The 18,691-nt window shown below is 72.7% G+C and carries 22 protein-coding genes and 1 riboswitch; of the genes, 4 read left to right on the top strand and 18 right to left on the bottom strand.

The features are described 5' to 3' along the window. Positions 1 to 3 precede the first annotated feature (3 nt). Positions 4 to 879, top strand: a complete 876-nt coding sequence (locus tag Q6347_RS13970; protein ID WP_304607672.1) for a phosphotransferase — start codon at positions 4 to 6, stop codon at positions 877 to 879. On the opposite strand, the gene Q6347_RS13965 is transcribed toward Q6347_RS13970, so the two are convergent. The 6 genes from Q6347_RS13965 to Q6347_RS13940 all read right to left on the bottom strand — a co-directional run bounded on the left by Q6347_RS13965 (position 867) and on the right by Q6347_RS13940 (position 5,808). Continuing rightward, the gene (locus Q6347_RS13965; RefSeq protein WP_246246260.1) at positions 867 to 1,373 is read right to left on the bottom strand and encodes an Hsp20/alpha crystallin family protein; all 507 of its coding nucleotides are present in this window, start codon (positions 1,371 to 1,373) and stop codon (positions 867 to 869) included. The two genes, Q6347_RS13970 and Q6347_RS13965, sit on opposite strands and share 13 nt — an antisense overlap. Before the next feature lie 17 nt (positions 1,374 to 1,390). Next, entirely contained in the window at positions 1,391 to 2,164 is a 774-nt protein-coding gene (locus Q6347_RS13960; protein WP_304603885.1) for an SDR family oxidoreductase, read from the bottom strand. Between the two features lie 241 nt (positions 2,165 to 2,405). After that, a complete protein-coding gene (locus Q6347_RS13955; protein WP_304607671.1) occupies positions 2,406 to 3,863 on the bottom strand; it encodes a choice-of-anchor B family protein in 1,458 nt (485 codons plus the stop codon). A 225-nt stretch (positions 3,864 to 4,088) separates the two neighbouring features. Beyond that, complete coding sequence (locus tag Q6347_RS13950) at positions 4,089 to 4,526, bottom strand: GNAT family N-acetyltransferase (RefSeq protein ID WP_304607670.1); 438 nt, start codon at positions 4,524 to 4,526, stop codon at positions 4,089 to 4,091. Positions 4,527 to 4,692: 166 nt separating this feature from the next. Continuing rightward, on the bottom strand, positions 4,693 to 5,010 hold the full coding sequence (locus Q6347_RS13945; protein WP_304603882.1) for a multidrug efflux SMR transporter: 318 nt from the start codon (positions 5,008 to 5,010) through the stop codon (positions 4,693 to 4,695). A gap of 12 nt (positions 5,011 to 5,022) precedes the next feature. Then, positions 5,023 to 5,089, bottom strand: a riboswitch (guanidine-III (ykkC-III) riboswitch). 185 nt (positions 5,090 to 5,274) lie between these two features. Continuing rightward, entirely contained in the window at positions 5,275 to 5,808 is a 534-nt protein-coding gene (locus Q6347_RS13940; RefSeq protein ID WP_304607669.1) for a hypothetical protein, read from the bottom strand. Between the two features lie 123 nt (positions 5,809 to 5,931). Here Q6347_RS13940 and Q6347_RS13935 point away from each other — a divergent pair, with 123 nt between their 5' ends. Both Q6347_RS13935 and Q6347_RS13930 read left to right on the top strand, forming a co-directional pair. Beyond that, a complete protein-coding gene (locus Q6347_RS13935) occupies positions 5,932 to 7,038 on the top strand; it encodes a tyrosine-type recombinase/integrase (protein WP_304607668.1) in 1,107 nt (368 codons plus the stop codon). Positions 7,039 to 7,042: 4 nt separating this feature from the next. Continuing rightward, entirely contained in the window at positions 7,043 to 8,323 is a 1,281-nt protein-coding gene (locus tag Q6347_RS13930) for a phosphatidylserine/phosphatidylglycerophosphate/cardiolipin synthase family protein (protein WP_304603879.1), read from the top strand. A gap of 53 nt (positions 8,324 to 8,376) precedes the next feature. On the opposite strand, the gene Q6347_RS13925 is transcribed toward Q6347_RS13930, so the two are convergent. From Q6347_RS13925 to Q6347_RS13890, 8 genes are all read right to left on the bottom strand, one after another. Next, complete coding sequence (locus Q6347_RS13925) at positions 8,377 to 8,964, bottom strand: MerR family transcriptional regulator (RefSeq protein ID WP_304607667.1); 588 nt, start codon at positions 8,962 to 8,964, stop codon at positions 8,377 to 8,379. 169 nt (positions 8,965 to 9,133) lie between these two features. After that, positions 9,134 to 9,652 carry a bifunctional nuclease family protein gene (locus Q6347_RS13920; protein ID WP_304604445.1) on the bottom strand — a complete coding sequence of 173 codons (519 nt, stop codon included), beginning with the start codon at positions 9,650 to 9,652 and terminating at the stop codon, positions 9,134 to 9,136. 78 nt (positions 9,653 to 9,730) lie between these two features. Further along, positions 9,731 to 10,384, bottom strand: a complete 654-nt coding sequence (locus Q6347_RS13915; RefSeq protein ID WP_304607666.1) for a MerR family transcriptional regulator — start codon at positions 10,382 to 10,384, stop codon at positions 9,731 to 9,733. Between the two features lie 80 nt (positions 10,385 to 10,464). Further along, entirely contained in the window at positions 10,465 to 10,941 is a 477-nt protein-coding gene (locus tag Q6347_RS13910) for an FHA domain-containing protein (RefSeq protein ID WP_171245814.1), read from the bottom strand. Between the two features lie 105 nt (positions 10,942 to 11,046). Next, positions 11,047 to 12,318 (bottom strand): DUF881 domain-containing protein, encoded by a 1,272-nt coding sequence (locus Q6347_RS13905; protein ID WP_304603876.1) that lies wholly within the window; start codon positions 12,316 to 12,318, stop codon positions 11,047 to 11,049. A gap of 2 nt (positions 12,319 to 12,320) precedes the next feature. Further along, a complete protein-coding gene (locus tag Q6347_RS13900) occupies positions 12,321 to 12,653 on the bottom strand; it encodes a small basic family protein (RefSeq protein ID WP_171245815.1) in 333 nt (110 codons plus the stop codon). After that, positions 12,650 to 13,516 carry a DUF881 domain-containing protein gene (locus Q6347_RS13895; protein WP_304603875.1) on the bottom strand — a complete coding sequence of 289 codons (867 nt, stop codon included), beginning with the start codon at positions 13,514 to 13,516 and terminating at the stop codon, positions 12,650 to 12,652. Before Q6347_RS13895 ends, Q6347_RS13900 begins: the two co-directional genes overlap by 4 nt. Then, the gene (locus Q6347_RS13890) at positions 13,513 to 14,115 is read right to left on the bottom strand and encodes a CDP-alcohol phosphatidyltransferase family protein (RefSeq protein ID WP_304604444.1); all 603 of its coding nucleotides are present in this window, start codon (positions 14,113 to 14,115) and stop codon (positions 13,513 to 13,515) included. Before Q6347_RS13890 ends, Q6347_RS13895 begins: the two co-directional genes overlap by 4 nt. Positions 14,116 to 14,387: 272 nt before the next feature. On the opposite strand from Q6347_RS13890, the gene Q6347_RS13885 reads away from it, so the two are divergent. Then, the gene (locus Q6347_RS13885) at positions 14,388 to 16,199 is read left to right on the top strand and encodes a DEAD/DEAH box helicase (RefSeq protein ID WP_304603874.1); all 1,812 of its coding nucleotides are present in this window, start codon (positions 14,388 to 14,390) and stop codon (positions 16,197 to 16,199) included. Positions 16,200 to 16,216: 17 nt separating this feature from the next. Here the strand turns inward: Q6347_RS13885 and Q6347_RS13880 are convergent, their stop codons facing one another. The 4 genes from Q6347_RS13880 to rpe form a co-directional block, all read right to left on the bottom strand. Continuing rightward, complete coding sequence (locus Q6347_RS13880; protein ID WP_304603873.1) at positions 16,217 to 16,675, bottom strand: PH domain-containing protein; 459 nt, start codon at positions 16,673 to 16,675, stop codon at positions 16,217 to 16,219. A 3-nt stretch (positions 16,676 to 16,678) separates the two neighbouring features. Continuing rightward, positions 16,679 to 17,527, bottom strand: a complete 849-nt coding sequence (gene hisG / locus Q6347_RS13875) for an ATP phosphoribosyltransferase (RefSeq protein ID WP_304607665.1) — start codon at positions 17,525 to 17,527, stop codon at positions 16,679 to 16,681. 69 nt (positions 17,528 to 17,596) lie between these two features. Then, a complete protein-coding gene (locus tag Q6347_RS13870; protein ID WP_171245821.1) occupies positions 17,597 to 17,860 on the bottom strand; it encodes a phosphoribosyl-ATP diphosphatase in 264 nt (87 codons plus the stop codon). Between the two features lie 149 nt (positions 17,861 to 18,009). Further along, positions 18,010 to 18,672: a ribulose-phosphate 3-epimerase gene (rpe, locus tag Q6347_RS13865; protein WP_171245822.1), complete on the bottom strand. Its 663-nt coding sequence runs from the start codon at positions 18,670 to 18,672 to the stop codon at positions 18,010 to 18,012. Positions 18,673 to 18,691 lie beyond the last annotated feature (19 nt).

The following is an 18,691-nucleotide window of genomic DNA, read 5'->3' as shown; positions in this document are numbered from 1 at the left end:
GCCATGACCTGGGAGACCCGCTACCCGCGCCCCCCGCGCACCACCCTCGAGGCCCTGGCCACCGCGGCGCTCGCGGCCGCCGACGAACCGCCCGGCACCGAGGTCACCTGGGTCGAGCACGGCTCGGCCACCGTCGTCGCGCTCACCGACCGGGTCGCCGTGCGCGTCGCCCGGCAGCGCCAGGCCGGGGGAGAGGTGCTGCGGGCCCGACGCCTCGTGGACGCGCTGCCCGACCTGCCGTTCGCCGTGCCGCGGTCGCTCGGCGAGGCCGTCGAGATCGACGGCTACACCGCCGTCGCCACCCGGCGCCTCCACGGCAGCACGGCACCGGCCGCCACGCCGGACCCGGGCGTGCTGCGCGAGCTGCTGGACGCCGTGCACGCCGTCGACACCGCGCCCGTCACCGAGCACCTGGCACCACGACGGGCGTTCTGCGGGGGAGAGGCCTGGGAGCAGACCCTGCGCGAGCGCGTCGTGCCCCTGCTGGACGCCGACCTGCGCGCCGACGCCCAGCACCGGATCGACGCCCTCGCCGCCCTCGAGGACGCCCCCCGCGCGCTCAACCACGGCGACCTCGGGGCGAGCAACGTCCTGTGGTCGGGCGACCGCGTCAGCGGAGTGATCGACTGGGACCTCACCGCCCGGGAGGACCCCGCCGAGGACGTCGCCACCGTCGCGACCTCGTTCGGCCTGTGGCCGCACGTCGAGGCGCTCGCGGACCCCGGCACCGTGCGCCGGGCCGACGCGTTCCGCGGGACGATCCCGTTGCAGATCGTCGCGTTCGCGGTCCTCGGTGCCCGTCCGGACGACGAGGTCGCCCGGACGCTGGCCCGCGCGCAGCAGGCGCTGCGTCGGACCGCCGCGGGTCAGGTGCGCTGAACGGGGACCGACCGGGTCTCAGGACGCTCCGCCGGCAGGGGGAGACGCACCTCGAGCACACCGTCGCGGTAGGTGGCGGCCACGTCTGCGACGTCCGCGCCCTGCGGCAGCCGGATGCGGCGCTCGAAGCTGCCGTACCGGAACTCGCTGCGGAACTCGTCGCCCTCCTGGCGGGTGCGCTCCTCGCGGTGCGCCGAGATCCTCAGCACGCCGTTGTCGACGGTGACCTCGACGTCCTCGTCCGGGTCGATGCCCGGGATCTCCGCGCGGACCACGAGGTCGCCGTCCTCACGGAACTCCTCGACCCGCAGCGGGAACCCGCTCACGGGGGACGTGTCGCGGGGCGACGTCCCCTCGCCGAACGGCCAGTCCCACCGTGCGGGCCACAGCGCACCGAGGTCCCGGGTCATGTCCTCCCAGGTGCGGCGTACCGTGGCGGCCGCCGGGTTGTCCGACGCCGGCGTGACGGCGCCCGTGCTGTCGTCCTTGGTCATGGTGATGCCCTCTCTCGCTACCAGGTGGTGTCGCCGCGCAGGACGACGTCGGAGCCACCGTCGACGAAGACGACCTGTCCGCACAGGTGCGAGTTCTCCTCGTCGACGAGCCAGGCCAGCAGTCGTGCCGGGACCTCGGGGTCCATGTAGCCGTTCAACGGCATGGGGACCGCCTGCGCCATCGCGTCACGCTGCTCCGGCGTCGCGATGAGGTCCGCGACCATCGGCGTCCGCACGATGCCCGGGGCGATGGCGTTCAGCGGGATGCCGGCGCCGGCCCACTCGGGCGTCGCGGCGTGCCGCCGGACCCACCGGCACAGCGCCCTCTTGGCGCTCGGGTAGAGCATGCCGCCCCGCCCGGACGTCACGAGATGCTCGGCTCGCTCCAGCGCCGCGGGTTCGTCGCCGGCGAGGCACCGCTCGACGAGCTCGTCGTCCGCGCCGAGCAGCCCCGCCATCGAGGCGGTGGCGGCGGCGCGCGGCGCCGTGGAACCCGTCAGCAGGTCGCGCAGCCCGTCCAGCGTCGCCACGGCACCGAAGAAGTCGACCGCCACGGTCGCCGGGGACTCGTGGGCCAGGCCCGCGTTGGCGACGACGGCGTCGAGGCGTCCGTCGCCCAGCTCGCGGACGCCCTCGACCAGCCGCGCGCGACCGTCCGTGGTCGACAGGTCGGCGACGACGTCCGCGTCGTGCACGTCCACCCCGATCACCCGGTGCCCGCGCGACTGCAGCAGATCTCTGGTCGCGCGCCCGATCCCGGACGCGGACCCCGTGACGACGACGGTACGCATGTGGCTCTCCCCGGTCCCGTGCCCGCCGGGCGCCTCCTCGTGGAGGCGCCCCGACGGACACCGTCCACGCTAGGAGTGCGGCGCATGCAGCGGTACCCGCGTTCGTCCCTCCCGGCCGGGACCTTGGTCCGGGATCCGACCTTTCGCCGTCGCGGCCGCCGGGGGAGAGGTGCGGGTGGAACGACCGCGCGGGCCGGACCGTGACCGGTCCGACCCGCGCGACGCTCGTTCAGCGTGCCTGCTACATCGCAGGCTTCATGCCGTTGTTCTGCGAGGAGCTCTTCGCCCGCGACTGCAGGACGAAGAGACCCTCGTCGCTGCTGGTCACGACGACCTTCCCGTCACCGAAGTAGGGGTAGTTGCCCCAGGTGCCGAAGAAGTCGGTGCGGTCGTCCGAGGGGAAGACGTCGAAGAAGCCGCGCGACGTCACCCGGCCCTGCTCGGCCTTCCAGGCGTCGTAGATCCACAGGCCCGAGGTGTAGTTCGACTGGTACAGCAGCCCGTCCTTGACGAACATGTTGTGGTCGATCGAGGTGTTGCCGTCGCTGTGCATGCCGATGAGCTCGGCGTCGTCCAGGTCGGTGAAGTCCCAGATGTAGGTGGTGCGCTCGCTGACGGTGCCCGCCAGCTCGTCGATCTCGTCGCCGAGGAAGAAGAACCGGTGGTCCTCGCTGAGCCAGCCCTGGTGGGTGTAGGCCGCGGCGTCGTAGGGCAGGCGGGACAGCACGACGGGGTCGTCGATGTCCGTGACGTCGTACAGCGTGACGGTGTCCTCGTTGGAGCCGATGCAGACCTCACGGCCCTGGTAGTCCTCGTCGGGGCCGTGGTAGACCACGCACTGGATGTCGTGGGAGTACCCGTCGTCGTTGAGGCAGCCGACCAGGGTCGGGGAGGTCGGGTCGCCGTTGAGGTCGTAGACGATCGCGCCACCGCTGCCGCTGTACACGGCCGGGTACCCGGCCGGGGGATCGACGGCGCACTCGTTCTTCACCGAGTAGACCGCGCCGACCACGTAGAGCCGGCCCGTGTCGGTGTTGATCGAGACGTTGTGGCTCTGCGTGAAGTCGGTGATCCGCGGTTCCTCGACGACCTCCATCTCGCCGGTCGCACCACGGAACTGGGTCAGGTCGACGATCTGGATGCCGTTGCCCTCCAGGTAGCCCGTGGCACGGTCGTAGGTGCTGATGTCGAACGACTCGGTGACGATGTAGGCGGTGTCCTCGAACACCCGCACGTCACCCCAGATGTTCCCGGAGTCGTCCGGGTTCACGGCTCCCAGCGTGCCGAGCAGGACCGGGTTCTCCCCGTCGGTCACGTCGACGAACGCGGTGCCCTCGAAGGTGCCGACGATGGCCACCTGCATGCCGGTCTCGTCGTCCTCCCAGCCCCAGATGTCGTTGAGGTGGGTCGCGCCGAGGTCCTGCAACGGGGTGAACGAGGCGAGGTCGACCTTCTGGCAGGGGAAGAGGTCGGCCGCCATGCCGTCCTCGCACCGTTCGCCCGACATCGCCTCCATGGGCACCCCGCCGGGGCTGACGTCGCCGACGACGCCGTTGTCGAAGTAGCGCTCCTTGAGCGGCTTGCTGTCTCCGGTGAAGTCGTGGCCGGGGTGCGCCCCGGCCACTGAAGCCCCTCCGACGAGGAGCCCTCCGACGAGCGCGGCCGCCGCGGCCCCGCTGATGATCCGTTTGCCTGGCATTCTGCTACCTCCGACGACGTCATCGTGCTGGACGGACTGCAGAACCTGAATATCAGGTGAATGCTTCCTGCGCATCAATCTCACGTAAATTGAGCGTCAATTGGGAGAATTCACAGAATTTCTGTCCGGATCCCGGGGGAGAGGACGCCGTGTCATGAAAGATCGGCGCCGGGGCCGGCAGGGGCACGTGTCACCCCCGCCCGGCCGGCCGCGGCCGGGAGCCGGTCACGGCGCCGTGTACCAGTGGCAGGACCGGCCTGCGTCGTCCCAGTCCATGGTGGACGCACCGGTGCGTCGCCAGCCGTGCCGTTCGTAGAACGCGATCGCGGCGGTGCTGTGCTCCATGACCTGCAGCACGACGTCGTCGCACCGCAGCCGCGCCGCGGTGACGGCACGGTCGAGCAGCGCACCCGCCAGACCACGGCCTCGTGCCGTCGGCGCGACGAAGAAGCGCACGATCTCGCACGGACCGTGGCCATGGACGGCGACGTGGCCGACCGGGCGTCCGGCCACGAGCGCCACGAACGCGGGCCCGTCGTGCGCGGTGAGCCAGCCGACGCGGACGCTGGCGGGGCGCACCGGGTACCGGTCGAGCCGGTGGGTCTCGTCGAGCCGCTCGACGAGCTCGGGCAGGTCGGCGTCCCGACGTGGGCGGAGGGTCACGCGCACCAGGCTAGCCAGCACGAGAGGCGCGGATCTCGGGGGCTCGCAGCGGTCGTCCGGCCGATCCGGTAAGGGGCCGATAATGTACATTATGTCATTTTGAGCGAAGGGAGCCGGCCCGCGGCACGGGAGCCGGTCCCCTCCTGCCGGCGTTCTGTCACCGACGTCAGTGGCCGGCGAACTTCAGGCCGGCGACGCAGCCGACGATCCCCAGGATCAGCAGGACGCGCACGACGGTGACCGGCTCGGCGCCGGTGAACATCGCGTACCCGGCGGTCAGCGTGGCGCCGATGCCGACCCAGACGGCGTAGGCCGTGCCGACCGGCAGCTCACGCAGCGCGAACGCCAGGCCCGCCATGCTGGCGGTCAGCGAGACGGCGAAGACGATCGACGGCACCGGGCGCGAGAAGCCCTCGGAGCGCTCCAGCGCGGTCGCCCACACGGCCTCCAGCACGCCGGAGACCACCAGCAGGATCCAGGACATGACCACCACTCCCCGATGCCGTCTTGTCGCGCTCCGGGTACGGCACCCCTCGTCCGGGAGTCCTGGTCGCGGACTCTGCGCCGGACGCTAGCACCGGGCGTCACCCCCGGACACCCCCGCGCGCCGCCGGCCCAGTGACGTCGGGCACCACCGGGCCGTCCGCGCTATCATGAAACGGACATGAGGCCCAAACCATTGTGTATAGGGCAACACAGTGGTCTGTGCCGAGATGCGCGACCGTCGACCGTCCTGACGTCGAACCCCTCACCCGGCTCCGGAGCGCAGATCCTCCAGCGTGAACACGTCGACCGGGAGGCTCCCCGGCGTCCTGCCCTGCCGCTGGGGCGGGAGCGCCTCCCCGTCGCGGCGCTCCTCCTCCGCCGCGCGCGCCGCGTCCAGCACCGGCCACGTCACCGCCTCGTCCGCGGACACCTCCCCCAGCAGGCTCCAGTCCAGGCTGACGGCCCAGCCGGAGCGCTCGGTGAACACCGGACGGTTCAGGAACAGCGCGACACGCTCGACGGCGACGAGCTCGTCGGCCACGTCGGCGAGCTCGCGCTGGTCGAAGAATCCGACCAGCAGCACCTGCGCGGTGAACCTCCCGACCACCACCGCGTCGGCGACGTCCACCGGCGCGCCCTGCACCGAGTCCGGCCACGGTTGGACGTCGCCCACGTCGACACGCTCGACCAACCCCTCGGCGTACGGGACCGGCCCGGGGTGCCCGGGCGACGACAAGGTGACGGCGAGGGCCACCACAGCCACGAGAAGAGTGATCAACCGGGCTTTCACCGACATGTGGGGCATCACGGGCATCCAAGCACGTCCGCCCCCGCGCGGGACACCCGTGGCGGTGTCGGAGCCCGGCACTAGTCTCACGGGGTCGTCGCAGGTCACGCAGCGAAAGGATCCTCTGCAGCCGTGGTCGCCCCACCCCGCCCCGAACGGGTCACCGTCGCCGACGCCGGCGACCGCTACCTCGCCGCCGTCCGTGTGGAGACGGTGCGGGGCGTGCTCTCCGCCGCCACCGAACGCTCCTACCGTCGCGACGTGCGCGAGCTCGTCGAGCTGCTCGGCCCGGACCGGGTCCTGGACGACGTCACCGGAGAGGACGTCGACGACGCCCTGGTGCGCTACCAGGCCGGCCCCGACGGCCGGTACACCGACCCCGCCCGCAAGGCCGGCCCCGGCCGCTCCACCGCCACCGTCAACCGGTTCCGCCAGTCCGTGACCCGCTTCTTCTCCCACGCCACCCGGCAGTGCTGGGTCCAGGCCGACCCGATGCAGTGGGCCGCTCCCCCGGCCAAGGTCCGCGAACGCCTGCGCGTCCAGCGCACCGCCCTGTCCGCGTCCGCCGCCCAGGCCCTGCTCGGCACCGTCCACCCGGACGCCGCCACCACCGCACCGCCGACGCGGGCCGACCAGGCGCTCGCCGACCGTGACCGGCTCGTCGTGGCGCTGCTGATCGTGCTCGGCCCCCGCGTCTCGGAGCTGGTGCGCGCCGACGTCGCGGACTTCGTGCGCGAACCCGACCAGACGAGCTGGCGCATCCTCGGCAAGGGCGGCAGCACCCGCACGGTCGCGCTCAGCCCGCCGCTGGCCGACGCCCTGGAGACCTACCTGGGCACCCTGCGCCCCCGGCTGGCCGCCCGCCGCCCCGACGACGCCGACGCCCAGGGCGCCCTGCTGCTGTCCTGGCGCGGCCGACGGCTGGACACCCAGGCGGTGCGGGCCCTGCTGGCGCGCGCCGTGGCCCGGATGCCCGAGCCCTACCGGCGACCCACGACCCCGCACGCCCTGCGCCACACCACCGCGACGCTCCTCGTGGCCGACGGGTGGGACGTCAAGGTCGTCGCCGAGCTGCTCGGCCACTCCTCGATCGCGACCACCGACGTCTACCTCGACCGCATCGACGGCGAGCTCGCCGCCGCCCTGCGCACCCACCCCCTGGCGACGTCGTTGCAGGGCACACCGCCGACCGCGGCGAGCGGCTCGCCGCGCAGATCGCCGGAGTCGTCGCTACGGTGACCCTGTGCCCGATGGTTCCTTCCGTTCCACGCTCCCCATCGACGTCCACGTCGACTGGCGCAGGGTCCTGCGCCTGGCCGGCCGTGCCGCGGCCGTCGCCGCCGCGATCCCGCTGACCGCGGGCGCGGCCGTGATGACGATCGACAAGATCCGCGGTCAACGCCATCCGCTGGACGCCAAGTTCCCCACCGCGGAACCGACGACGACGGACGTCGAGGGGTCGCACGCCACGCTGTACACCTACGGCGCCGACCTGTACGACGCGATGCTCGAGGCCATCGAGTCGGCCGAGCACACGGTCCTGCTGGAGTCCTACATCTGGAAGGGCGACCGGATCGGCGAACGTTTCAAGCAGGCCATCGCCGACGCGTGCGAACGCGGCGTGGAGGTCTACGTCATCTACGACGGCTTCGCGAACCTCGTCGTGCCCCCCTCCTTCTACGTGTTCCCGCCGCAGGTGCACGTGCTGCGCTTCCCGGTCGTGCGGGCCGGGCTGCTCACGCTCAACATCCGCAAGTCCGGGCGGGACCACCGCAAGATCCTCGTCGTGGACGACCGGGTCGGGTTCGTCGGCGGCTACAACATCGGTGACGTGTACGCCACCCAGTGGCGCGACACCCACGTGCGCATCGACGGCCCGGCCGTGTGGGAGCTGCGCAACGCCTTCGTCGACTTCTGGAACCGGTGGCGCGGCCCGAAGCACCCCGTGCTGCAGGACGTCGGCGCCGAGCACTGGCAGCCCGCCCTGCGCGCCGCCCGCAACGCCCCCAGCGACCTCGTGTTCCCCATCCGGGGCATCTACCTCGACGCCATCGACCGCGCCACCAGCCACATCTACATCACCCAGGCCTACTTCATCCCGGACCGCGACATCCTGCGCGCGCTGCTCGCCGCCGCCGCCCGCGGCGTCGACGTGCGCGTGCTGGTGCCCGAACGGTCCAACCACGCGCTCGCGGACTGGCTGGCCCGGGGCCGCTACACCAAGCTGCTGCGCGGCGGCGTGCGGATCATGCTCTACCAGGGTGCGATGGTGCACGCCAAGACGGCCACGATCGACGGACGGTGGGCCACGGTCGGCACGGCCAACATCGACCGGCTGAGCCTCACGGGCAACTACGAGATCAACCTCGACATCGTCGACCGGGGCCTGGCGGGCCGGCTCGAGGACATCTTCCGGATGGACGAGTCCAACGCGCGCGAGCTGACCTACGAGGAGTGGTTGGGCCGTTCCTTCGTCAACAAGGTCGCCGAGCGCGCCCTGGAGCCGCTCGAGCCCCTGCTCTGAGCCGCGCCGCTCGCCCCGGCCGGACCCTGCCGGCGGTCCCGCCGGTCGATGTCTCAGCCCGCGGTGCGGGCCCGGCGTCGGGCGGCGAGCTCGTCGTCGGCGTGCACGCCCTCCGGGTCGTGGTCCTCGAGGGACTCCGTCGGCATCTGGGACAGGGTGCCCTCGATCTCGCGCCACACGCGGCCGACCGCGATGCCGAACACGCCCTGACCGCCCTGGACGAGGTCGACGACCTCGTCCGGCGAGGTGCACTCGTAGACGGACGCGCCGTCGCTCATCAGGGTGATCTGCGCGAGATCCTCCACCCCGCGCTCCCGCAGGTGCGTCACCGCGCTGCGGATCTGCTGCAGGGAGACGCCGGTGTCGAGCAGCCGCTTGACGATCTTGAGCACGAGCACGTCGCGGAAGCTGTAGAGACGGTGCGTGCCGGACCCGGTGGCGGCGCGGATCGACGGCTCCACCAGACCGGTGCGGGCCCAGTAGTCCAGCTGCCGGTAGGTGATCCCGACGACGCGGCACGCCGTCGTCCCCCGGTACCCGGTCCCGGCGTCCTGCTCCGTGAGGTTCGCGCCGAACAGGAGGCCCTGGGCGCCCGCCGGGGTGACACCGACCGAAGCGCTGGCCTCGCTGCTGCTGTCCACTGTGCCTCCTGAGTTGTCGCTTCCACGCTATGGCGGCCCCGGGGGATCGTCAACGACGTCGCCTTCGCGGGACGTGGCGTGTCGCGGGGCGGTGCCGAGCCGCGACCTGCGGTCGCGGCCGACGGGTGCTGTCGAGGATACGCGCGAACCCTCACCGTCGAGGTGAGGGTCAAGGGGGCGTGTCGGGGCTGCCGCCGTCCTCGACGTCGTCGCCCGACTCGGGGTTGGTGAAGTCCTCCGGGTTCACGTGGTCGAGGAAGTCGCGGAACTTCTCCACCTCGCGCTGCTGAGCGAGGTCGACGATCTCGACGCCGGCCGCGGCGACCACCTCGGCCGAGCACAGCACGGGGCTGCCGGTGCGCACGGCCAGGGCGATCGCGTCCGAGGCCCGCGAGTCCAGGCGGGTGCCGTTGGACAGCACCAGCTCGGCGAAGAAGATGCCGCCGTCCAGGGCGACGATCTCCACCCGCTCGAGCTCGACCCCCACGGCGGTGAGCAGGTCGCGCAGCAGGTCGTGCGTCATGGGGCGCGGCGTGGCGACCCCCGCCTGCGCCATGGCGATGGCGGACGCCTCGCGGGCACCGATGACGATCGGGACGGCGAGCTCCGCGGAGGTGTCCAGCAGCAGCACGACGATCTCCTGGTCGTTCTGCTGCTGACGCACCCCGAGCACCTCGACGGGCACCATGGGCGCCTCGGCGCCCTCGTCTCTTCCCACCTTGTCCACGGTACGACGACGTGGGCCCACCCGCGCGTGCCGGGCCGGCTAGACGGTGCCGTCGGTGCCCTGGCGGATCCAGGTGGTGTGCAGCCGGGCCAGCAGGTCGCCCAGCTCGGCGGCGAGCTCCCCGGCGACCGTGCCGCCGTTGCCGTTCTGGTGGCTGCGGTACGGGGCCACCGCCTGGTCGACGAGCGCCACGTGGCGGGCGGCGGAGGCACGCAGCGGACGCAGGTGCCGCGGCTCGATGCCGTGCTCGGTCAGGCGCTGCACGATGCGCACCACCTCGGCCGCCGACCCGTCCAGGGTGTCGCCGCTGGGCTGCAGCACCCCGGCCGTGACCAGGGACTCGACGAACTCGACGCTCGTGCCCGTCGTGCCGGCGACCGACTCCACGGTCCAGCGTCGCCGCGAGTCCTCGCCCGGACCGTCCGGTGCCGGGCGCGGCGACGGACCGGGCGCGGGCTCCCCCGCGTCCATCGCGGCCAGGCGTTCCTTGATGACCTTCAGCGGCAGGTAGGAGTCCCGCTGCTCCGACAGCACGAACCGCAGCCGCTCGACGTCCGCGGGGCTGTACTGGCGGTAGCCCGCCGGTGTCCGCACCGGGGTGATCAGGCCCTGGTCCTCCAGGAACCGCAGCTTGGAGTGGGACACGTGCGGGAAGTCGCCCCGCAGGTGGTTGAGCACGTCGGAGATCCGCATGCCCGCGTGGCGGGAGATCCCCCGCGGCCAGGGTTCCGGCGCGTCGGGCTCCGAAGCCGAGGCCGCCCCGGAACCGGCCGTCACGATGCCGGCGCCTGCAGGTCCCGCGGCGCCTGCGGGCTGGCGTGGAAGGACATCCGGAACTTGCCGATCTGGACCTCGTCGCCCGTGGTCAGGACCGCCGCGTCGATGCGCTCGCGGTTGAGGTACGTGCCGTTGAGCGAGCCGATGTCGCGCACCACGAAGCGGTCGCCCTCGCGGACGAACTCCGCGTGCTTGCGCGACACGGTGACGTCGTCGAGGAAGATGTCGGCGTGCTCGCTGCGTCCGGCCACGGCGCGGTCGGTGTCCAGCAGGAACCGTTCGCCGACGGCACCCGACCCGTACTGGACCACGAGCAGGGCGGAGTGTCGCGGCAGCGCGGACACGGCGGCCGACTCCTCCGCGGTCAGCGGGACGCGCGGGGTCTGCTCCTCGGTGGAACCACCGATCCGACCGAGATGCGCGGTGGTGTCCGCGCCGGCCTCGTGGCGCGGCGTGGAGCGCGGGTCCGTCATTCGTCCTCCTGCTGAATCACGCGGGCGACGTGCGCCGTCGTCCGCTCAACCTACCTTCTCACCACCTGCGTCGGGAAGCAGCCTTCGTGAGGTTCCGACCGCGGTCTACTCCGCGGGGCGCCTCGGGGTGGCGTACTCGGGTTCGCTGGGCACGCGGACGGCGTCGATCAGGACCTCGTCCCGTTCCTCCGTGCGGGCGTCGGCCCCGTCGTTGCGCACCGCGGCGAGGGCGCCGCCGGGGATCTCCAGCGCGGGTGTCAGGGTGGCGGGGTCACCGATGACCTGCCAGCGGTACGGCGGCTCGATGAGCTGGTCGTCGACGATGATGCCGCTCGCGCCGTCCAGGAACCAGGTCGAGGTCACCAGGCGGACGTCGTTGACCGCGATGACCTCCGCCCCGGCGTTGCGCAGCTCCTCGAGCATGTTGAACATCTTCGAGGCCGCCAGCACCCGGTCGGGGTCGCTGATGACGATCTCCAGACCGGGCCCCACCGCGGGGAGCCTGCCGGACAGGATGCCCTCGGACGTCGCCCGCTCCTCCGCCAGCTCGAGCGCCGCCTGCGCCTGCCCGGAACCGGAGGCGAGCTCGTCCCGGGTCTCCGTCAGCTCGCGCACCTCGTCGCCGAGCTGCTCCGAGCGCTGGGTCACCTCGTCCAGCAGACGCACCAGGTCGTCCTGGCGCGCCGAGGACAGCGGGTCCTGGGCGGACTGCTGCACCTGGACCACGAGCGCGAACCCGAGCGCGGCGAGCAGCAGCGCGACCAGCAGCTGCGAGCGGGTGCCCCGCGGGCGCAGCATCTGACCCAGCGCCCGCCAGCCGGTCGCCGGGGGCGGTTCGTGCGCACCGGTGCCCTTCGGGGCGGAGCCGGCCGGTTCGTCGTCGGCACGGCTGGGGAGGGCCTGGGCACCCGTCGGGGGGAACGGGCCGGTGTGCACCGGCTCCGGCGTCCGGTGCGCGCCGTCGTCGGTCTCGCCCGTCCCCGGGGCGGGGTCCTCGGCCGCGGCCGCCCCGTGGCCCGGCACCGGCTCGTCGCCGGTGTCGAGCTGCTCGACGGGGACCGACAGGTCCAGGGGGTCCGCCGCGACGCGCGCCCCGTGGCCGCTCGCGGACTCCCCGGAGGCGTCCGTGGGCAGGTCCGGGTGTGCCGGTTCCTCGAGCGGCGTCGGCTCGTCGAGGCCCTCGCCGAGCGGGGTCGCTTCCTCGAGCGGTGCCGTCTCCCCGACCGGCTCGTCGGGGTGCTCGGCGACCGGCGTCGGCTCGACGTCCCCGCCCCCCGGCGCGGGCGGCTCCGCGGCCGCGTCCGGCGGCGTCAGCGGTGCGGTGTCGTCCTCGCCCGGCGTCCGGTCCGGGGAGTCCGTGCGCTCGTCGTCGTTCATCCTCATGCCTTGAACAGGTGCCGGCGGATCGAGGCCGCGTTGGAGAAGATGCGGATGCCCAGCACGACCACCACGGCCGTCGACAGCTGCGAACCGACACCGAGCTGATCGCCCAGGAACACGATGAACGCCGCGACCAGCACGTTGGACAGGAACGACACCACGAAGACCTTGTCGTCGAACAGCCCGTCCAGCTTCGCGCGCAGGCCACCGAACAACGCGTCCAGCGCCGCCACCACCGCGATGGGCAGGTACGGCTGCAGCGCCACGGGCACGGTCGGCTCCAGCAGCAGACCGGCGGCCACGCCGATCACGAGCCCGACGACGGCGATCATGGGTTCCCCTCCTGGTCTTCGTCCGGACTCACGTCCGCCTCCACCGGCTCCGCATACCGCAACAGCTGGCTGCCCACCCCGGCGAGCTCCAACGAGTCGGCGGTCTCCAGCGAGGACCCGATGCCGTACTGCGACGACAGGAGCTGCGTGTACGCCGGCGCGTCGGTCCGAGCGTACGCGGTCTGCATCGCCTCCGGGTCACCGATCGCCTCGACCGCGTAGCTCGGCCCGGGCAGCGGCACGAGATCCACCATGATCGCCTGGCCGGCGTGCCGGATCGCCGACACCGACGTCAGCCGCTCCCCGCCGACGCTGATCGCCTCCGCGCCGGACGCCCACAGCGCGTTGACGACCCGCTGCAGGTCGATCGCCTGCACCGGCGCCGACGTCGCCGAACCGTCCTGGGCGGTCCCCACCGCGCCGTCGCTCAGGGTCACCACGAGTCCCGGCCCCGAGACCGCCACCGACCCGGTGGTCACCCCGTCCAGGCGCAGCCGGTCCACGAGCTCCGAGTCCTGGGCGGCCAACGTCTCCTCGTTCAGTGCGGTGATCTCCGCCGACAGCGCCGCCGAGCGCTCCCGCAGGTCCTCGGCGGTCGCCTGCCGCGCGAGGATCTCCTCCTGGAGCACCTCGCGCGCCGAGACACCCTCCACGGGCGCTCGCAGCTGCTGGGCGGCAGCGACCGTCATCAGCCCGAGCAGCACCGCCAGCAGCCCGAGCAGCGCCAGCGTGGACCGGTGCCTCCGCTCCCCCGCCGCGCGGCGACGTGCCGCCTGGGCGTACCCCGCGTCCAGCGGGCTCTCCATCACCTCGACCAGGAGCGTCATCGACTCGTCCGGGCGCCGACCCGTCGCCACGTTCATGCCGCACCTTCCGTCTGCGCCTCACCACGGTCGTCGGTCACCAGTCGGCGCACGTGCCGCACGTACTGGAAGCCGGCCAGCCAGTACAGCCCGATGCCCCACCAGGCGAACGCCCAGCCGATCACGTGCGCCACCGCACCGACGCCGCCCGGCATCGCCGCCAGGAGCAGCAGCGGGAAGGCGTACAGCAGCGCGAACGTGCCGGCCTTGCCGACGAACGTGACCGGCACCGGACCGTACCCACGCCGGGCCAGCGGGCGCACCAGGAACGCGAGCATCACGTCGCGCGCCACGATGACCGCCAGCACCCACCACGGGATGACGCCGCGCCAGGTCAGGCCGATCAGCGTCACGAGGATGAACAACCGGTCCGCCGCGGGGTCCAGCATCTGGCCCAGCTTGGTGACCTGGTTCAGCCGTCGCGCCAGGACGCCGTCCAGCCAGTCCGTCGCGCCCGACACGGCGAGGACCACCAGCGCCCACACGTCCTCGCCCACGACGATCAGGACGGCGAACACGGGCACCAGCGCCAGACGAAGCATGCTGACGACGTTCGGGACCGTCCAGACCGCCGAGTCGGCCTGCCCACCTGCCTGCACGTTCACCGCCTGCGTCCACCGGGCTGCTACCTCGCACATCCTACGCACCCGCGGCCCGTCCACGACGTAGTGGGCAAACTCACCGGGCCCCGCCCTCCCCCGGTGACCGCACGCCCCGTAGCATGGGGGCATTCCCTCGGAGTTCGTCGTCCTCCCGCGTGTTCAAGGGCCCCGCCACCAGCGGCGGGGCAGGTGTGTGTACGGGACAGAGCGACCGCCTCGCCGCCACGGCGACGCAGGACTCCCCCGCACCCGACGAATGGTCAAACCCCATGAGCACCCCTGACTCCACCCTGCCCACCGACGTGCAGCCCGCGTTCAGCGAGCTCGGCCTGCCCGACCCGCTCCAGCGCGCCGTCGACGACCTCGGCTTCACCACGCCCTCCCCCATCCAGGCCGAGGCCATCCCCGCCCTGCTGGCCGGACGCGACATCACCGGTGTCGCCCAGACCGGTACCGGCAAGACCGCCGCCTTCGGCCTGCCGCTGCTCGCCGCGCTCGACCCCGCGGCCGACGTCGCCCGGGGCCGCGTCCAGGCGCTCGTGCTCGCCCCCACCCGCGAGCTCGCCATGCAGGTCGCCGAGGCCGTCGAGTCCTTCGCCGCCCACCTGCCCGGCGTCCACGTCCTGCCCGTCTACGGCGGCGCCCCCTACCAGCCGCAGCAGCGCGCCCTGCGCGACGGCGTGCACGTCGTCGTCGGCACCCCCGGGCGCGTCATGGACCACATGGAGCGTTCCGCTCTCACCCTCGAGGACGTGAAGTTCCTCGTCCTCGACGAGGCCGACGAGATGCTGCGCATGGGCTTCGCGGAGGACGTCGAGAAGATCTTCGGCCAGGCGCCCGCCGAGCGGCAGGTGGCCCTGTTCTCCGCCACCATGCCGGCCGCGATCCGCCACGTCGCCGACACCCACATGACCGACCCGGTGCAGATCGCCGTCAGCCGGCAGTCCAGCACCGTCACCACCGTCGAGCAGACCTACGCCGTCGTGCCCTTCCGGCACAAGGTCGGCTCGCTGGTCCGCGTCCTGGCCACCTCCGACGCCGACGCCACCATCGTCTTCACCCGCACCCGCGCCGCCGCCGAGGAGGTCGGCGTCGCCCTCGTCGAGCGCGGCGTCTCCGCCGCCACCATCTCCGGCGACGTCGCCCAGAAGGAGCGCGAGAAGATCGTCGAGCGCCTGCGCAACGGCTCCCTCGACGTGCTCGTCGCCACCGACGTCGCCGCCCGTGGCCTGGACGTCGACCGCATCGGACTCGTCGTCAACTTCGACCTGCCCCGCGAGGCCGAGGCCTACGTGCACCGCATCGGCCGCACCGGTCGCGCCGGCCGCACCGGCAAGGCCCTGTCCTTCGTCACCCCCCACGAGCGCGGCAAGCTCAAGCACATCGAGCGCACCATCCGCACCAGGCTCACCGAGGCCGAGATCCCCTCGCCCCGCGACGTCTCCGCCCACCGGGCCGGCACCATCCTGTCCACGGTGCCCACCCGGCTCGAGGCCGGCCGCCTCGACCTGTACACCGAGCTGCTCACCCAGCACCTCACCCCCGGCGAGGACGGCACCACCCCCGACCCCACCCAGGTCGCCGCAGCCCTGCTGGCGCTCGCGGTGGGAGACGACGGGCCGCAGCACCTGGCCGCTCAGGCCGAGCACGAGAAGGAGCGCGCCGAGGTCCGCGGCGGACGCACGCGGGAGACGAAGCGTGCCGAGCGGTCGGACCGTGACGGCGACCGCACGCACCGCCACCCCCGGGCCGACCGTCGTGAGGACCGGTCCCGCGGCATCCGGCGCCCCGCCGAGGGCACCCGGTACCGGGTCGCGGTCGGCCACGCGCACGGCGCCCAGCCCCGCGGCATCGTCGGGGCGCTGACCAACGAGGGCGGTCTGCGCGGCGCGGACATCGGCAAGATCGACATCTTCGGCAGCTTCTCGCTCGTCGACATCACCAAGCCGCTCGACGACGCGGCCATGAACAAGATCGGCCGGGCCAACGTCGCCGGCCGCCAGCTGCGCATCGCCCCGGACAAGGGCGCACCGCAGGGTCGTGCCCCGCGCAGCGAGCGGCACCCCGCCCACACCGCCTGAGCACGGGGCGCCCGGCGTCAGTCGACGTCGGGCGCCTCGCCCAGGCGCTGCACGAGAGACTGCAGCCGACGGGCCTCGGCCATCCCCCGCTCGCCGTCGGCGCGCTGGATCGCCATGACGGCGAGGGTGCCGCCGTCGGCCAGGTCGAGCACCACCCAGGAGTCGTTCGTCGTCATCCGCACCGCGACGATCTCGGGCCAGGTGACCCGTCGGGTCCGCACGACGTTGCGCACCGTGAGGCCGTCGTCGTCCGGACGGGCGTGCACGCCTCCCAGGCGCCACAGCAGCCACACGACGAACGCGGCGAAGACGACGAAGGACAGCCTGGTCCCGTCGCCCAGCAGCACGCCCGTGGGGGCGAAGAGCCCGACGAGCAGGCTGCCGCCCGCCGCGACGGCACCGGTCACGACGACCGCCACCCTCGCCCAGAGCGGGCGGAACGTGCGGAACTCCCGACCGGTGCCGTCGTCGACCATCGTCTAGAGGCGGCAGGCGTGGATGGACGTGACGAGGATGCCGCGCGCCCCCACCTCGTAGAGCACGTCCATGACGCGGTTGGTGTCCGCCCGGCGGACCATCGACCGCACGGCGGCCGACTGGCCGTTGTGCAGCGGGGACACCGTGGGCGACTCGAAGCCCGGGGTCACCGCCACCGCGGCGTCGAGGAGCTCCATCGGCACGTCGTAGTCCAGCAGGACGTACTCCCGGGCGGTGATCACGCCCTGGAGGCGTCGTGTGAGGACGTCGAGCCCGGCGGGCTCCGATGCGTCGGCGTGGCGGATCATCACGGCCTCGGACCGCAGGATCGGCTCGCCGAACACCTCCATGCCGGCGGCGCGCAGCGTCGTCCCGGTCTCGACGACGTCGGCGATGACGTCCGCGACGCCGAGCCGGACCGAGCTCTCCACCGCACCGTCGAGGTGCACGATCGCCGAGGGCTCGACACCCTTGCGTGCCAGGTGGTCGGCGACCAACCGGGTGTAGGACGAGGCGACGCGCTTGCCGGCGATGTCCTCCACCTGTGTGATGGTCCCGGCCGGTGCGGCGTAGCGGAACGTCGACCCTGCGAAGCCGAGCGGAAGGTGCTCGACCGCCGCGGCGCCCGAGTCGAGCAGCAGGTCGCGGCCGGTGATACCGACGTCGACGGTGCCGGCGCCGACGTAGACGGCGACGTCCCGCGGGCGCAGGAAGAAGAACTCGACGTCGTTGTCGGCGTCGGTGAGCACGAGCTCACGGCCGTCGCGACGCTGGCGGTACCCGGCCTCGCGCAGCATGTCGGTGGCGGGTGTGGACAGTGACCCCTTGTTGGGGACGGCGATGCGGAGCAACGGGTTACCTCGTTCTGGTCTGGATCGGTGGAGACGTCGGAGCGCGCCGGGCCGGGAACGACCGAGCGCTCAGAGATGGTCGTAGACGTCCTCCAGCGTGAGCCCCTTGGCCAGCATCAGGACCTGCAGGTGGTAGAGCAGCTGGGAGATCTCCTCGGCGGCCGCCTCGTCCGACTCGTGCTCGGCGGCCATCCACACCTCGGCGGCCTCCTCCACGATCTTCTTGCCGATCGCATGGACGCCGGCGTCCAGCTGCGCGACGGTCCCCGACCCGGCGGGACGGGACTCGGCCTTGGCGGACAGCTCGGCGAACAGGGAGTCGAAGGTCTTCACGATCCCCAGCGTAGACGGAGACCCTCGCGTCCTCGCTGCTGGGGTCCGTGGTGCGGACGTCGATCTGATCACCGTTCGGTGCTTGGCACACTATTTTTGTGGGAGCGATGACGGCGCCGACCTCGCTCGCCGCCCCGGCTCCGTGCCGCTCAGTGCACGTGGCGCTCGGCCATCGCCCGCAAGGTCTCGATCTCCCCCGGGACGTCCTCGGCGCCGTACACCGCGGAGCCCGCCACGAAGACGTTCGCCCCCGCCTCGGCCGCCCGCTCGATCGTGTCGCGGGACACTCCCCCGTCGACCTGGATGTGCACATCGAGGTCCTGCTCGCTGATCGCGCGCCGCGCGCGGCGGATCTTGGGCAGCGTGCCCTCGATGAAGGACTGGCCGCCGAAGCCCGGTTCGACGGTCATGACGAGGATCATGTCCACCTCGGCGAGCAGGTCGAGGTACGGCTCCACCGGCGTCGCCGGGCGCAGCGCCACCCCGGCGCGGGCTCCCAGGCGTCGCAGCTCGCGCGCCAGCCGCACCGGGGCCTGTGCCGCCTCGGCGTGGAAGGTGACCGACGCCGCGCCGGCCTCGGCGTAGGCGGGCGCCCACCGGTCGGGGTCCGCGATCATCAGGTGGCCGTCGACGGGCACCGGCGAGACCTGCACCAGCCGCTCGAACACCGGCAGGCCGAGCGTCAGGTTCGGCACGAAGTGGTAGTCCATGACGTCGACGTGGGCGGCGTCCGCCGTCGCGATGGCATGCAGGTCACGCTCGAGGTTGGCGAAGTCGGCGGACAGGATGCTCGGGTTGATCAGTGCAGGCATGGCCTCAGCCTAGGCCGCG

This window comes from Isoptericola sp. b408 (assembly GCF_030588085.1).
Classification (GTDB): domain Bacteria; phylum Actinomycetota; class Actinomycetes; order Actinomycetales; family Cellulomonadaceae; genus Isoptericola; species Isoptericola sediminis.
Note: the sequence above shows the minus strand (reverse complement) of the source record. Positions and strands in the feature narration are given on the sequence as shown.